Genomic DNA, 12,937 nt, shown 5'->3' with positions numbered 1-12,937 from the left:
TCGGAGAGGACCTCACATGGCTGACGTTCTGTAATGATTGCCACACGTGAGTCGTGCGTCACGCACGGCTCAATGTTTTTGGAACAGGCGATATGCGACAAGGGAGGGGTTGCGGCTGTGAAGATTGGCGCGAACGTGTCGGTCGCCAAGACGGGAATGCTGGCGGCTGTCGAAGAGACGATCTCTTACAAGGCAAACACATTTATGATTTACACCCGTTCCAATCGGGGTGGGAAAGCAAGGCCGATCGAAGAGTTCAACCGGGAAAAAGCGGTTGCGATGATGGCCGAACACGGAATCGTCGATCCTGTTGTGCACGCTCCCTATTTGATCAACCTTGCGTCCCCGGCTGAGGATACGTGGGAATACGGGGTGGAACTCCTGCGGGAAGATATCAGAAGAACCTCCTATCTCGGAATCAAATATGTCGTGTTTCATCCGGGTTCGCATGTCGGGCAAGGGGTTGACTATGCCTTGAAGCGCATTGCGGAAGGGTTGAACGCGATTTTGACCGGTGACGAGGACGTGTTTGTTTGCCTGGAGACGATGGCGGGTGACGGGTCGAAGGTCGGCAACAGTTTCGAAGAGATCGCCGAAATCATCTCGCGGGTCAAGCATCGGGACCGCCTGGGGGTGTGCGCCGACACCTGCCACTTGTATTCTTACGGCTACGACATCGTGAACGATTTCGACGGTGTCATGCAAAAGTTCGATGACATTATCGGACTTGAGCGGTTGAAAGTGTTCCACATCAACGATTCCAAAACTCCCTTCGCTTCCCGCAAGGACCGCCACGAGAACATCGGTTTGGGGTCGATCGGGACGGAGGCGTTGAAGCGGATCGTGCACCATGACCTTTTAAAGGACATGCCGCTGATTCTGGAGACGCCGGAGGGCCGTTACAAGGAGGAAATCGCGTTGTTGCGCGGAGAGATCGAACGGCCGGAGTACATGGGGTGATGTCTGTTCAACCGCTTGCAAATCATTTATAATGTGCGTAGACACAGGTGTCTGATTACGCTTATCGTGCATAAGTGACTTGGAGGAAACGGCATGTTTTCACAAATTGGAATTCCCGGCCTGATCATCATCTTGGTCATCGCGCTGATTGTGTTCGGACCCAGCAAGCTGCCCGAACTCGGGCGGGCGTTTGGCCGCACCCTGCGGGAATTTAAAGACGCGACCAAGGATTTGGTCAGCGACGATAAGGACGAGAAGCAATCCGCCGCTGCGGAAACCAAATCCGAGACCAAGGCGGAGGCAAGCGCGGTGAAACCGGAAGCCGCGGCGAAAAAGGAAGAACCGAAAAACGCCTGAAACTCTTCATCCCCACCCCTTAAAGCTGACACGGGAGAAGCTCTCTGTGGTACGAACCCCTTTAAGGGGAGGGATGTGTTTTTCACATTACGAACCAGAGATGCATGGCAAGCGCGACAACGAATCCCAGCGCGATGGCGCGGTGGACGATCCGGCTCAGCAAGGGGCTCGCCGTCAAAGCGATGCCGTCGAACGCCAAGAGCGCCAGAATGATCAAGGTGACCAGCCCGGTGGCGGAGCTGCGGTTCCAGCCATAGCCGGTTTTTAAGAAGGCGTATGCGTGAATCAGCACCATTCCCAGCGCCAGAAGACCGGTCATCGTGTGCAGGGGGCGCAGGTAACGGATTGTTGCGGCCAAGACGGCGCGGAATTTTTTCGGAAATTTGAGGGATTCGCGGGTGAGCAAAAACCATAGCACCCCGTGGATCAGCGTGATGCCGGTGAAAACCAGCGCGGTCAGGCCAAACCCTTTTCCGTCGGGACGCCAGTTTGGCGCAAGCGGGGTCAAAATCCAAATCCCCAGTCCGATAACCAACAAGAGCAAATAAAACGATATGCTGTTGCCAATGGTTTCAAACCGTTCCAAAAAGCGTTCGGCGCGTGTCTGTTGAATCATGCCAGTCTCCCCTCCAACATGCTTAGGCATGCTTAATTATAAGAGCTTGCCCAACAAAAACCAACATATTTTTGTGGGCATATTCATATTTTTGCAGGCATATTTTTGCAAAGTGTCGAAAGATTCGGATACATATTGGCAGACAATCGGCAGTTGTACGATCGTTTTAAAGGAGGTGAAGGGATGGGGCAAGGAAAGAAAGGAATGCCGTCGGAATGCCCTGTCACCTTGTATGTGAATGGGGAAGAACTCCTGACGATTCAATTGACGCCTGTGGATCTGGAAGATTGGGCGATCGGGTTTTTATTCGGGGAAGGTATGATCACCGGTTCAGATGATGTTCTGAAAATCGGGATTGATGACCTGCAAGCCATTGTCCGGGCCGAGATCAAGGGGCCGGCGGGCAATCGCCCCGCGAAAGGAAGGAAGCGTTACATCACCTCCGGATGCGGCAAGGGGGTCACGTATTCTTCCGTACAGGATGCGCTTGCGCTTCATCCGGTTCCTCCCGGGCTGGTGGTAACACAGGAGTTTCTTGTCGATTGCATGCGCCACATGTACAGGGAAGCTGTCCTGTACCAGGCAACCGGCGGTATGCATGCCGCGATGGCCGCTTCTTTGCTGGGGCCGTTGTTTGTAAGAGAAGACATCGGCCGCCACAATGCGGTCGACAAAGTGGTTGGAGCCTGTCTCAAAGCGGGTGTCAACCCGGCCGACATCGTGATCATGACGACGGGCCGCATCTCCTACGAGATGGTCACGAAAGTCGCCCGTTTCGGCGCCAGCATGGTTGCCTCCCGAACCGCCGCCACCGACCAAGCGGTTTGTTTGGCTACCCGTCTCGGCGTGGAAGTGATCGGGTATATCCGTGGTCGGATGCTGCAAGTTTACACGGACGGTTCCCGTGTCGTTCAGGCCGCCGCAGCGGAGATGCCCGTATGATCCGTGAAAAAGGTTCCGGATATGTTGCGTTTTTTTGGACGACGGCGCAGCTTTTGGCTGGGCGTTCGTCAGCGGAGTATCCCGGGACCTTTATATAAAAACAATAAAATTTGGTTGACAAAAAAGTATTTTAAAAGGGAGGAGAAGGTCAATATGGCGATTTCCCGCCGGGAGTTTCTGAAACGCACGGGCGTGGTGGCAGCGGGTCTGACGGTCGCATCGGTCGGCGGACTTGACGTGAAGCCTGTCAGGGCCCGGGTCAACAGCATCAAACTCAACGCGAAAAAGGGGAAGCAACACCCGAGTGTATGCCCGTATTGCTCCATTGGCTGCGGCATGATCATTACTTCGGATGAAAGCGGTAACATCATCAATATCGAAGGAAACCCCGACAGCCCCGTTAACCTCGGATCGTTGTGTCCGAAAGGCGCTGCGGCGTTCCAGTTGGTAAACAACCCGGAACGGCAGAAGAAAGTTCTGTATCGGGCGCCGGGCTCCAAGAAATGGGAGGAAAAACCCTGGGACTGGGCGATGGACCAGATTGCGCAGCGGGTCAAGAAAACCCGGGACGAAAACTTTATTGAAACCTACCAGGGCAAAAAGGTCAACATGAATCCGGCGATTGCCTCGCTTGGCGGTTCCACCATGGAAAACGAATGGAACTACGTTTGGGCGAAACTGATGCGTTCGCTTGGCGTCGTGAATCTTGAAAACCAGGCCCGTATTTGACACAGCTCGACAGTGCCCGGTCTGGGCACCAGTTTTGGTCGTGGCGGCGCCACGACGACGCCAAGGGATTTGGCGGAAAGCGATTGTATTGTCATCATGGGTTCCAACTTTGCGGAAAATCACCCGGTCGGGTTCCGGTGGGTGCTGCAGGCCCGCGACAAAGGCGCTCGCGTCATTCACATCGACCCGCGCTTTACGCGGACTTCCGCCCTGGCAACCGATTACGTCCCGATGCGCTCCGGTTCCGACATCGTGTTCCTCGGCGCGTTGATCAACTATGTGATCAGCAACGAGAAGTACTTTAAGGAGTACGTGGTCAATTACACCAACGCTCCGTTTATCGTGAACGAAAACTTTAAGGACACGGAAGACCTGGACGGTCTTTTCTCCGGATTCGACCCCGAGAAAAGAGTCTACGACCAGAAGACGTGGGAATTTGAACGGGACGAGAAGAAGCTCCCGGCGGAAGAACCCAAGACGTTGTCCGACAGGATCGCCTACGAAACGAAAAAAGGCCGTCCGAAAATGGACCCAACGCTGCAGCATCCGCGCTGCGTGTTCCAGATCCTGAAGCGCCATTTTTCCCGTTACACGCCGGAAATGGTGGAACAAGTCTGCGGCACGCCAAAAGAGAAGTTCCTGATGGTGGCGGAAACCATCACCAAAAATTCCGGACGCGACCGGACAACCGCCTTCTGCTACGCAATGGGCTGGACGCAGCATACGGTCGGCGTGCAGATGATCCGCGCAGGCGGCATCCTGCAAAGCCTGTTGGGGAATATGGGACGTCCCGGCGGCGGCATCCTGGCGCTGCGCGGACACGCGAACGTACAGGGTGCGACAGACCTGGCGACCCTTTGGGACACTTTGCCCGGCTACCTGCAGTTGCCGATCATCACGAAAAAGCACGATACCCTGACCGATTACCTGAAGGCCGAGGCGAAGCCGACAGGCTGGTGGGCCAACTACCCGAAGTATTTCGTCAGCCTGATGAAAGCCTGGTACGGCGATGCGGCGACGGCGGAAAACGACTGGGGTTACAATTACCTGCCGAAGCGCATCAAAAATCACTCGCACTACAACATGTTCAAGGACATGTACGACGGCGTTGTCAAAGGATTTTTCGTCATGGGGCAAAATCCGGCGGCAGGCGGCCAGAACGCCACTTTCCACCGGAAAGCGATGTCCCGGCTGGAGTGGCTTGTCGTGTGCGATCCGTTCCTGACGGAAACGGCGACTTTCTGGTATCAGGCGCCGGAAGTGGTCAACGGGGAAGTGAAGCCGGAAGACATCAAAACCGAAGTCTTCTTTATGCCGACCGCCGTGTTTGCGGAGACGGACGGCAGCTTCACCAACACCAACCGGATGATGCAGTGGAAGGAAAAAGCAGCGGATCCCCCCGGCGATTGCCGTTCGGATACGTTCTTCACCTACGAACTGGGCGTTCGTCTGAAGAAGTTGTACAAAGACAGCACACTGGATCGCGACTGGCCGATCAAGAATCTCACCTGGGAGCATTACGCCCCCAATCCGGGCGATGGCTGGAAAGTGCACGAACCGAACGCTCACGCGATTTTGAAGGAAATCAACGGCTATACGATAAAAGACGGCAAACCGTTGAAGAGCTTCACGGATCTGAAAGACGACGGTTCCACCGCCTGCGGCGCCTGGATTTATACCGGTGTGATGCCGGATGAGCACGAAAACAAGGCGGCTTCCCGCAAAAGCGACAATTACATGTCCCTCGGCTGGGGCTTTTGTTGGCCGGCGAACCGCCATGTTCTGTATAACCGGGCGTCCGCCGATCCGGAGGGCCGTCCGTGGTCGGAACGCAAAAAGCTTGTTTGGTGGGACGAAGCCCAGAAAAAATGGACCGGTCTCGACGTGCCGGATTTCCCTGCCACGAAGCCGCCGACCGCGAAGGCCAAAGAAGAAGGTATCGGCCTGGACTTCCATTCCGGAAGCGAGCCTTTCATTATGAATCTGGAGGGCCGGATCCAGTTGTTCGGGGCATTGGCCGACGGTCCGTTACCGACCCATTACGAACCGGTTGACACCCCGGTCCAAAATCCGCTTTACAAACAACAGCACAACCCGGCAGCGATTTACTTCAACGTCGACCAGAACAAAGTGCACGGCATCGGCAACGAAAAGTATCCGTACGTGATGACGACATACCGCCTGACGGAGCATCACCTGTCCGGCCCGATGACGCGCTGGCTGCCCTGGCTGGCCGAACTGCAGCCGGAATTGTTCCTGGAGATCAGTCCGGAGCTGGCGGGACAACTGGGCGTCGCCAACGGGGAATGGGTAACGATTGAGACGGAACGCGGAAAAGCGGAAGCGAAAGCGCTCGTCACCCGCCGCATGCAGCCGTTCAAAATCGGCGGCAAAGTCGTGCACCAAGTCGGCCTGCCGATTCACTGGGGCTATGCCGGTATCGCGAAGGGCAGTTCGGCCAACGAACTGACGCTGATGGTCGGCGACCCGAACGTTTCCATCCACGAATCGAAGGCGTTTACGGTCAATGTGCGCAAAGGCCGCATCAGACAGGGGGTGTAACCGATGGCGGAAAAATCATTGGGCATGTTTGTCGACACGTCGCTTTGCCACGGCTGCAAAGCCTGTCAAGTCGCCTGCAAGGAATGGAACGAACTTCCGATGGAAGAGGAGATCCGGTTTCTCGGCACCAGTTATGACAACACGGGCCATCTGTCTGACGTGAACTGGCGGCACGTGAAGTTCGTGGAGTTGTTCAGCGAAGACCGCAGCGACTCCCGCTGGTTGTTCCTGAGCGACTCCTGCAAACATTGCCAGCACGCGGGCTGTATGGAAGTCTGTCCGACAAACGCGATCATCCGCACGGAATTTGACACGGTCTACATCGATCAAGACACCTGCATCGGCTGCCGGTATTGTGTGACGGGCTGTCCGTTCGGGGTCATCGAAGTCAGCCATGTCAAGGGCACCGCGCAAAAATGCACCCTTTGCTATGACCGTTTGCAAGCCGGTCAACAGCCGGCCTGCGCCCAGGCGTGTCCGACCGATTGCATTCAGTTCGGCGAAGTCCCGCAACTGATGAAGCTGGCGGAAGAGCGCGAGAAGCTGCTTAAGAACATGGGCTACAAAAACGCGCAGATTTACGGCAAATCCGATATTCTCGGCGGTTTGAACGTGTTCTACATGTTGACCGAAAAACCGGAAGTCTACGGGCTTCCGACCAATCCGCAATTGCCCCAGAAGAACATGCTGAAAAGCTACATGTTCTCCGTGGCGGGCATGGTGGCTGTCGGGCTCTTGGCGCTGCTGTCGTTCCGCAGCCGGCGGATGAGCCAGAAAGTCGATTCTGACAAAGACCGGTCCCAGGTCATGTAAGGAGGAATGAAAGATGCCTGTAAATCCGTATGATTACTTCACGCATCAGCTGACATCCCCTGCATGGCACTGGCAGATCGTATGGTACCTGTTCCTGGCGGGGATTGCGGCGGGAACCTACATTACAGCTTCCATCGCCCGGTTCGCGGGCACCGAGACGGATTTCCGCGGAGCGACAAGGGGTTATCTGCTCGCTCTCCCGATATTGGCCGTGTGTGGGTTGTTGATCACGTTTGACCTTGAACGGCCCGAGCGATTTTTCAATCTGTTCTGGTACAAGCGGGAAATGGTCCCGATGATCAAGCTGACGACTCCGATGTCGATCGGCGGGAACATGGTCGGTGTGTTCGGGCTGTTTGCGGCGGCCGGTTTCTTATACGCTTTGGTCAAAATGGGAAAGATCAGGCATCCCTTTCTGGTAAAGCTGGCCAATGCCCTGCATGAAGGACCGTTCTCTAAAATTTTCCTTGGAGTGGGCATGCTCCTGGCCTTCTATGTCGCGACCTATACCGGAGTTTTGGTCAACACGACGCAGTTGCCGGGATGGACGGCCAGTTCGCTGGTTCCGGTGCTGTTCCTGGCGTCCGGGATGTCGGCCGGTATGGCGACCATGGTGCTGCTGACGCCGCAAACGCAAGAGATGCTTGAGTACAAGCACAAACTGGAACGTGCCGACATGTACATGATTTTGTTCGAGTTGGCCGTCCTGGTGGCGTTTGTGATCTCCATGGGTGTCTGGGCGCACAAGGTGGCAAGCGGCTTTTACGGCGTCCTGCTGTGGGGCGGCGTGGTCGGTCTCGGTCTGCTGTTTCCGCTGTTCCTCAAGTGGAAGCCGCAACTGTTTGGCCAACGCACGCCGGTGATCAGCTGCCTGCTGATCATTCTCGGCGGCTACTTGCTCCGGTATGTGGTGGTCATGGGGCCGCAGGCGGGATATCACGGTTTTTAAAGCAAAAACAGCCGGAAGTCAGACAAAAAAGGGCGGTGAAGGAGGTTCACCCCCTCTTTTTCTATTCAAACAATAGGATAAAATAGTTTGTACGTACTATGAAAGCGGGGGTCCCTGGATGGCAAAATCGGACGTCGTGGAAAGCGTGAAAAAACGCTGGCAGCAGTTGATGGACAAAGAGAAACAGTATAAGGACATAGCCAAGGTGCATATCGATTTGGTCGAACGGATGGAGAAACACGTACCGGACATCGAGCCGCTTGTTCTGGAGGAGGCGGCGGTGCTGGCAAAACTGCGGGCTGGCACCCCTTTGCTGGAAGGGGAAGCAGATCGGATCGAACTGCGTTACGCGGTGTCACTGTTTCGCGAACTGGCGGACTGGCCGGGGACCGGCGATGCCCGGAAACAGTTGAAAAAATGGCAGAAGAGTCTGTCCGACGCCGATATCGAGCAGGTGTTGCGCGGTTGGCTCAAAGGAGATCCGGAGCCGTTCACCCGCTGGACTTTTTCGTCCGGACTGTCGCAAGACGTGCTGTCGGTGATCCTCCAATACAGCTTGCTTCCCACGCTGCACGCCTGCGGCGGGAAGCTCCTTCCGGCACACGCGTTGTTGCTTGAGAATTGGCGGGAAGGATATTGTCCCGTTTGCGGCGATGCGCCCGCGCTGGCGGAAATCCGGGATTCCGAGCGGTTCCGTTACCTGCGCTGCATATCCTGCGGCGGCGACTGGCCCTTCAGGCGGATCGCCTGCCCAACTTGCGGGAACAACGACCACGAGAGACTGGAAAGCTATCTGATCGAAGACCCGAAGACCGGTGCGAAGCAGCAAATCGACGTTTGCGAAGAATGCAAGTCGTACGTCAAAGTGTTGAACAAGTTGCAACCGGCTTCCCCCGTCATGTTGATTCTCGACGATCTTTCGACGACCCATCTCGATCTGTTCGCCGTCGAAAACGGCTACTTCAAAGGCGGAAAACCGGATGGCCCCATTCAATAGCCATCCTGTCGGTGCAGATGCCCCCCGATCCGGCGTGATCATCCTGGCGGGCGGGAAGTCAAGCCGGATGGGGACGAACAAGGCGTTGCTGCCGATCCGGGGCAAGCCGAACATCGAAAAGATTCGCGACGAAATGAGCAGACTCGCCTTTCGGGACGAGTTTCGGGACGAGGCCGGACGCGCTTGCCGATCCCCGTATTTTGTCGTCGTTACCAACGAACCTGCGGCTTATCGGTTTTTGGGGGAACCGGTGGTTGGCGACCGGTATCCCGGTCTCGGCCCGTTGGCGGGAATTCAGGCGGGTTTGCAGGCATCGCCGTGCGATTGGAATTTGGTTGTGGCATGTGATATGCCGTTTGTCACGGCGGAGGCGGCACGGTTTTTATTCGGACAGGCGATGGGGGAAGAGCGGATCAAAGGCGCGGGAGCCGGCGTTGCCGAATCAAACGGCTTCGGGAACGAGCCGAGTCACGGCGTTGATGCGGTTGTGCCTCTGATCGGGGGGCGGTTGCACCCGCTGTTTGCGGTCTATCACAAGCGGTGTGCCGATCCGATCGAAGAACTCCTGCTTGCCAAGCGGCTGCGGATGGTCGATTTGCTTGGCCGGCTGCGCGTCAAACAGGTGACGGAATCCGATTTTCCCGATTTGATCGACACGGAACGCATCTTTTTCAATATGAACAGACCGGAGGAATGGCAGCAAGTCCTACAGTGGCTGGAAACCGGGGGGAGGGGGACCGAATGAAGTTCTTTCAAGTGCGGGAAACACGCGACGTGATTCGAATTATTGAAGAAACGTATGCACCGCTGGACCGGACTGAAGAAGTTTCCTTATATGAGGCGTTTGGCCGCGTCTTGGCGGAAGATGTTCATGCGGGCGAGGACGTCCCGGGGTTTGACCGTTCAACCGTCGACGGGTATGCGGTCCGCGCCCAGGACACCTTTGGCACGTCCGAATCGATGCCCGCTTTTTTGGATCTGACGGGTACGATCGAGATGGGACGGGAAGCGGGAGCGATTTCCCCGACGCAGGCGAAGTATATTCCGACTGGCGGAATGATGCCCGACGGGGCGGATGCGGTTGTGATGATCGAACATGCGGAAGAGGTCGGCTCGCTGTTAAACGTGTACAAGCAAGTGGCTCCCGGGGAGAATGTGATCCGCAAAGGGGAGGACATCCATGCGGGACACCGCGTACTGAGGCGCGGACATCGCCTGGAGCCGCAGGATTTGGGAGTGTTGGCGGCAGTCGGGGTGTCGCGCGTAAAGGTGTTTGCGAGACCCGTCGTCGGATTGCTGTCGACCGGGGATGAGATCGTACCGCCGGAAACGAAAGATTTGAAGCCCGGAGAGATCCGGGATATCAATGCGGTCGCGGTCGGCGCCGCCCTGCAAAGCATGGGGGCGGAAGTGATCTACGGCGGCATCGTGAAGGACGAATACGTCGAGTACCTGAAACGGGCCCAGGCCCTTTTTCAAAAAGCGGATATGCTGATCATGTCGGGCGGGAGTTCGGTCGGAACGCGGGATTACACCGTTCAGGTGATGGAAGCCCTCGGGGAACCGGGAATCCTCGTGCACGGAATCTCGGTCAAGCCCGGAAAACCGACGATTCTCGCTTTGGCCGGCAGGAAACCGGTGATCGGCTTGCCGGGCCATCCGGCTTCGGCTTTGATCATCTTTGACCTGATTGTGCGGCGGATTGTCAATCGCCTGTATGACCGGACGCCGCACCCGTTCGATCCGCGGATCCGTGCCCGCCTGAGCCGGAATCTGCCGTCGGCGGTGGGGCGTTCCGATTATGTGCGGGTGCGTTTGGAAAAGCGTGACGGAGAAATGTGGGCGGTGCCCGTATTTGGAAAATCGGGCCTGATCTCGACGTTATCGGAGAGCCACGGCGTCATCGAGATTGCCGCGCCGAAAGAAGGTTTGCTGCAGGGGGAATGGGTGGAGGTCAACTGTTTTGTGCGGGAAAGGGGGATCATGAGTGAAGAGGAAGATTTATCTGGAGGATACGCCGCTGGAGCTTGCGAAGAAGAGGCTCCTGGATGCTGTTGAGTTTGCGCCGCGGGTGGAGCGGATTTTGACCGCCGACGCGTTGGGGCGGGTGACGGCGGAACCGGTTTTTGCCGTTGTCTCGATGCCGAATTATCACGCTTCGGCGATGGACGGAATCGCGGTGAAGGCCAGTGAAACCTACTCCGCCAATGAGAAGAACCCGCTCCGCCTGAAAAAGGGGACGGATTTTCAGATGATCGACACGGGCGATCCGGTTCCCGACCCGTTCGACGCGGTCATCATGATTGAAAACGTGCATATGATCGACGAGGAAACGTGTGAGATCATCGAACCGGCCAGCCCCTGGCAGCATATCCGGCAAATCGGCGAGGACGTGGTCGCCGGTGAATTGATCGTGCCGGCGCACCATTTGCTGCGGCCGGTGGATCTCGGCGCGCTGCTTGCCGGAGGCGTGGTGGAAGTTCCGGTGATCGCCAGGCCGCGAGTGGCGATCATCCCGACCGGCACGGAGCTGGTGCCTCCGAGAAGCCAGATTGGACGCGGGGAAATTCCGGAATTTAACGGCACCGTGTTTGCCGCCTATTTGCAAACATGGGGGGCAGAACCGGTTTATAAAGGGATTGTTGAAGACAATTACCAGAAAATTAAAAACGCGGTATCGGAAGCTGTGGAAACCTGCGACATCGTGCTCCTGAACGCGGGTTCTTCCGCCGGATCGGAAGATTATACCGTCCACGTGATCCAAGAGTTGGGCGAAGTGATGATGCACGGAGTTGCAACCCGGCCGGGAAAACCCGTTGTCATCGGAAAGGTGAACGGAAAACCGGTCATCGGCCTGCCCGGCTATCCGGTGTCCGCGTATCTGGCGCTGGAATGGTTTGCCCGTCCGCTGGTGCATCAATATCTGGGGATTTCGGAAACGGAGCGGCCGAAAGTAAAAGCGACCCTTGGACGCCGGGTTGTGTCGGTGATGGGGGCGGAAGATTTTGTCCGGATGACGATTGGAGCGGTCGGGGGCAAATTCATCGCAAATCCCCTGACGCGGGCCGCCGGTGTCACGATGTCGATGGTCCGGGCGGACGGGTTGTTGCGGATTCCGGCTACCAGTCTCGGCTATGAACAGGGAGAAGAGGTCGAGATCGAGCTGTACCGGCCGATTCAGCAAATTGAAAAAACGATGGTGTTTGCCGGCAGCCACGATATGACCCTCGATTTGTTGGCAACCGCCGTACATAAAGCGGTTCCGGATCGCTTTCTGTCCTCCGCGCATGTCGGGAGCATGGGAGGGATTCTCGCGATCCGCAAAGGGGAAGCGCATGCGGCCGGGGTCCATTTGCTCGACGAACAAAGCGGCGAATACAATATTCCGTTTGTCAAACAGTATCTGTCGGGTATGCCGGTGGTGCTCGTTAACCTGGTGTACCGCCAGCAGGGATGGATCGTCCCGCCGGGAAACCCCCTCAACATCCGAACGGTGGAGGATCTGAAACGGGACGGGGTTACATATATCAACCGCCAGCGCGGGGCGGGCACCCGGCTGCTGTTTGACCATCTGTTAAAACAAGCGGGCATTGAGCCGCAAGAAATATACGGATACAACCGGGAAGACTTCTCCCATCTGAGTGTGGCGGCGGCGGTGGCGGGAGGGACAGCCGATTGCGGGCTTGGAATCCTGTCGGCCGCAAAGGCGCTGGGATTGGAGTTTGTCCCCGTGGCGGAAGAACGGTACGACTTGTTGATGACAAAGGAATTCTACGAAAGCGAAGCCGGACAGGTATTGTTGTCAGTGATGACTTCCGGGGAATTCCGCCGGCAGGTGGAAGCGCTCGGCGGCTACAGTTGCCGGGACACGGGGAAAGTGGTTTTGGTTTGTTGAAAAATTATCAAATTGTATCTTGCCAAAACAACTGTTGTACCGGCCTGTTTCATGCTATACTACGGTTAACAAGTGTGTTTAGCTATAGTTACGAATTGATTCGGAGGCACTGTGGAG

The 12,937-nt window shown here is 56.6% G+C and carries 12 protein-coding genes; 11 read left to right on the top strand and 1 reads right to left on the bottom strand.

Translation table 11 applies throughout. From position 1 onward, the window contains the following. The first annotated feature begins 72 nt into the window (after positions 1 to 72). Both AC4ED1_RS04595 and AC4ED1_RS04590 read left to right on the top strand, forming a co-directional pair. The gene (locus AC4ED1_RS04595) at positions 73 to 960 is read left to right on the top strand and encodes a deoxyribonuclease IV (RefSeq protein ID WP_490936268.1); all 888 of its coding nucleotides are present in this window, start codon (positions 73 to 75) and stop codon (positions 958 to 960) included. A 93-nt stretch (positions 961 to 1,053) separates the two neighbouring features. After that, positions 1,054 to 1,317, top strand: a complete 264-nt coding sequence (locus AC4ED1_RS04590; RefSeq protein WP_490936241.1) for a twin-arginine translocase TatA/TatE family subunit — start codon at positions 1,054 to 1,056, stop codon at positions 1,315 to 1,317. 82 nt (positions 1,318 to 1,399) lie between these two features. On the opposite strand, the gene AC4ED1_RS04585 is transcribed toward AC4ED1_RS04590, so the two are convergent. Next, entirely contained in the window at positions 1,400 to 1,933 is a 534-nt protein-coding gene (locus AC4ED1_RS04585; RefSeq protein WP_490936240.1) for a hypothetical protein, read from the bottom strand. Between the two features lie 183 nt (positions 1,934 to 2,116). Between AC4ED1_RS04585 and fdhD the strand changes: the two genes are divergently transcribed. From fdhD to AC4ED1_RS04540, 9 genes are all read left to right on the top strand, one after another. Then, positions 2,117 to 2,875, top strand: a complete 759-nt coding sequence (gene fdhD, locus AC4ED1_RS04580) for a formate dehydrogenase accessory sulfurtransferase FdhD (RefSeq protein ID WP_490936239.1) — start codon at positions 2,117 to 2,119, stop codon at positions 2,873 to 2,875. A 153-nt stretch (positions 2,876 to 3,028) separates the two neighbouring features. After that, on the top strand, positions 3,029 to 3,604 hold the full coding sequence (locus tag AC4ED1_RS04575) for a twin-arginine translocation signal domain-containing protein (RefSeq protein WP_490936238.1): 576 nt from the start codon (positions 3,029 to 3,031) through the stop codon (positions 3,602 to 3,604). Positions 3,605 to 3,616: 12 nt separating this feature from the next. Further along, complete coding sequence (gene fdnG, locus AC4ED1_RS04570) at positions 3,617 to 6,166, top strand: formate dehydrogenase-N subunit alpha (RefSeq protein ID WP_490936237.1); 2,550 nt, start codon at positions 3,617 to 3,619, stop codon at positions 6,164 to 6,166. A gap of 3 nt (positions 6,167 to 6,169) precedes the next feature. Then, a complete protein-coding gene (locus AC4ED1_RS04565) occupies positions 6,170 to 6,979 on the top strand; it encodes a 4Fe-4S dicluster domain-containing protein (RefSeq protein ID WP_490936236.1) in 810 nt (269 codons plus the stop codon). Between the two features lie 13 nt (positions 6,980 to 6,992). After that, the gene (nrfD, locus tag AC4ED1_RS04560; RefSeq protein ID WP_490936235.1) at positions 6,993 to 7,928 is read left to right on the top strand and encodes an NrfD/PsrC family molybdoenzyme membrane anchor subunit; all 936 of its coding nucleotides are present in this window, start codon (positions 6,993 to 6,995) and stop codon (positions 7,926 to 7,928) included. Positions 7,929 to 8,046: 118 nt separating this feature from the next. Beyond that, complete coding sequence (locus AC4ED1_RS04555; protein ID WP_490936234.1) at positions 8,047 to 8,925, top strand: formate dehydrogenase accessory protein FdhE; 879 nt, start codon at positions 8,047 to 8,049, stop codon at positions 8,923 to 8,925. Next, positions 8,909 to 9,670 (top strand): molybdenum cofactor guanylyltransferase, encoded by a 762-nt coding sequence (gene mobA, locus AC4ED1_RS04550; protein ID WP_490936233.1) that lies wholly within the window; start codon positions 8,909 to 8,911, stop codon positions 9,668 to 9,670. The genes AC4ED1_RS04555 and mobA overlap by 17 nt, the downstream gene beginning before the upstream one ends. Next, complete coding sequence (locus AC4ED1_RS04545; RefSeq protein WP_490936232.1) at positions 9,667 to 10,983, top strand: molybdopterin molybdotransferase MoeA; 1,317 nt, start codon at positions 9,667 to 9,669, stop codon at positions 10,981 to 10,983. The genes mobA and AC4ED1_RS04545 overlap by 4 nt, the downstream gene beginning before the upstream one ends. Further along, on the top strand, positions 10,913 to 12,820 hold the full coding sequence (locus tag AC4ED1_RS04540) for a molybdopterin biosynthesis protein (protein WP_490936231.1): 1,908 nt from the start codon (positions 10,913 to 10,915) through the stop codon (positions 12,818 to 12,820). Before AC4ED1_RS04545 ends, AC4ED1_RS04540 begins: the two co-directional genes overlap by 71 nt. The last annotated feature ends 117 nt before the right edge of the window (positions 12,821 to 12,937 follow it).

The sequence above is a fragment of the Effusibacillus sp. SKA8 genome, from assembly GCF_058273125.1.
This window is presented reverse-complemented; position numbering and strand designations above follow the sequence as displayed.

Excerpts from the sequence above, each read along its gene's own strand:
- AC4ED1_RS04575 (WP_490936238.1), top strand. The coding sequence starts at position 3,029 with ATGGCGATTTCCCGCCGGGAGTTTCTGAAACGCACGGGCGTGGTGGCA.
- nrfD (WP_490936235.1), top strand. The coding sequence starts at position 6,993 with ATGCCTGTAAATCCGTATGATTACTTCACGCATCAGCTGACATCCCCT.
- AC4ED1_RS04585 (WP_490936240.1), bottom strand. The coding sequence starts at position 1,933 with ATGATTCAACAGACACGCGCCGAACGCTTTTTGGAACGGTTTGAAACC.
- AC4ED1_RS04565 (WP_490936236.1), top strand. The coding sequence starts at position 6,170 with ATGGCGGAAAAATCATTGGGCATGTTTGTCGACACGTCGCTTTGCCAC.
- fdhD (WP_490936239.1), top strand. The coding sequence starts at position 2,117 with ATGGGGCAAGGAAAGAAAGGAATGCCGTCGGAATGCCCTGTCACCTTG.
- AC4ED1_RS04595 (WP_490936268.1), top strand. The coding sequence starts at position 73 with ATGTTTTTGGAACAGGCGATATGCGACAAGGGAGGGGTTGCGGCTGTG.
- AC4ED1_RS04555 (WP_490936234.1), top strand. The coding sequence starts at position 8,047 with ATGGCAAAATCGGACGTCGTGGAAAGCGTGAAAAAACGCTGGCAGCAG.
- mobA (WP_490936233.1), top strand. The coding sequence starts at position 8,909 with ATGGCCCCATTCAATAGCCATCCTGTCGGTGCAGATGCCCCCCGATCC.
- AC4ED1_RS04590 (WP_490936241.1), top strand. The coding sequence starts at position 1,054 with ATGTTTTCACAAATTGGAATTCCCGGCCTGATCATCATCTTGGTCATC.
- AC4ED1_RS04545 (WP_490936232.1), top strand. The coding sequence starts at position 9,667 with ATGAAGTTCTTTCAAGTGCGGGAAACACGCGACGTGATTCGAATTATT.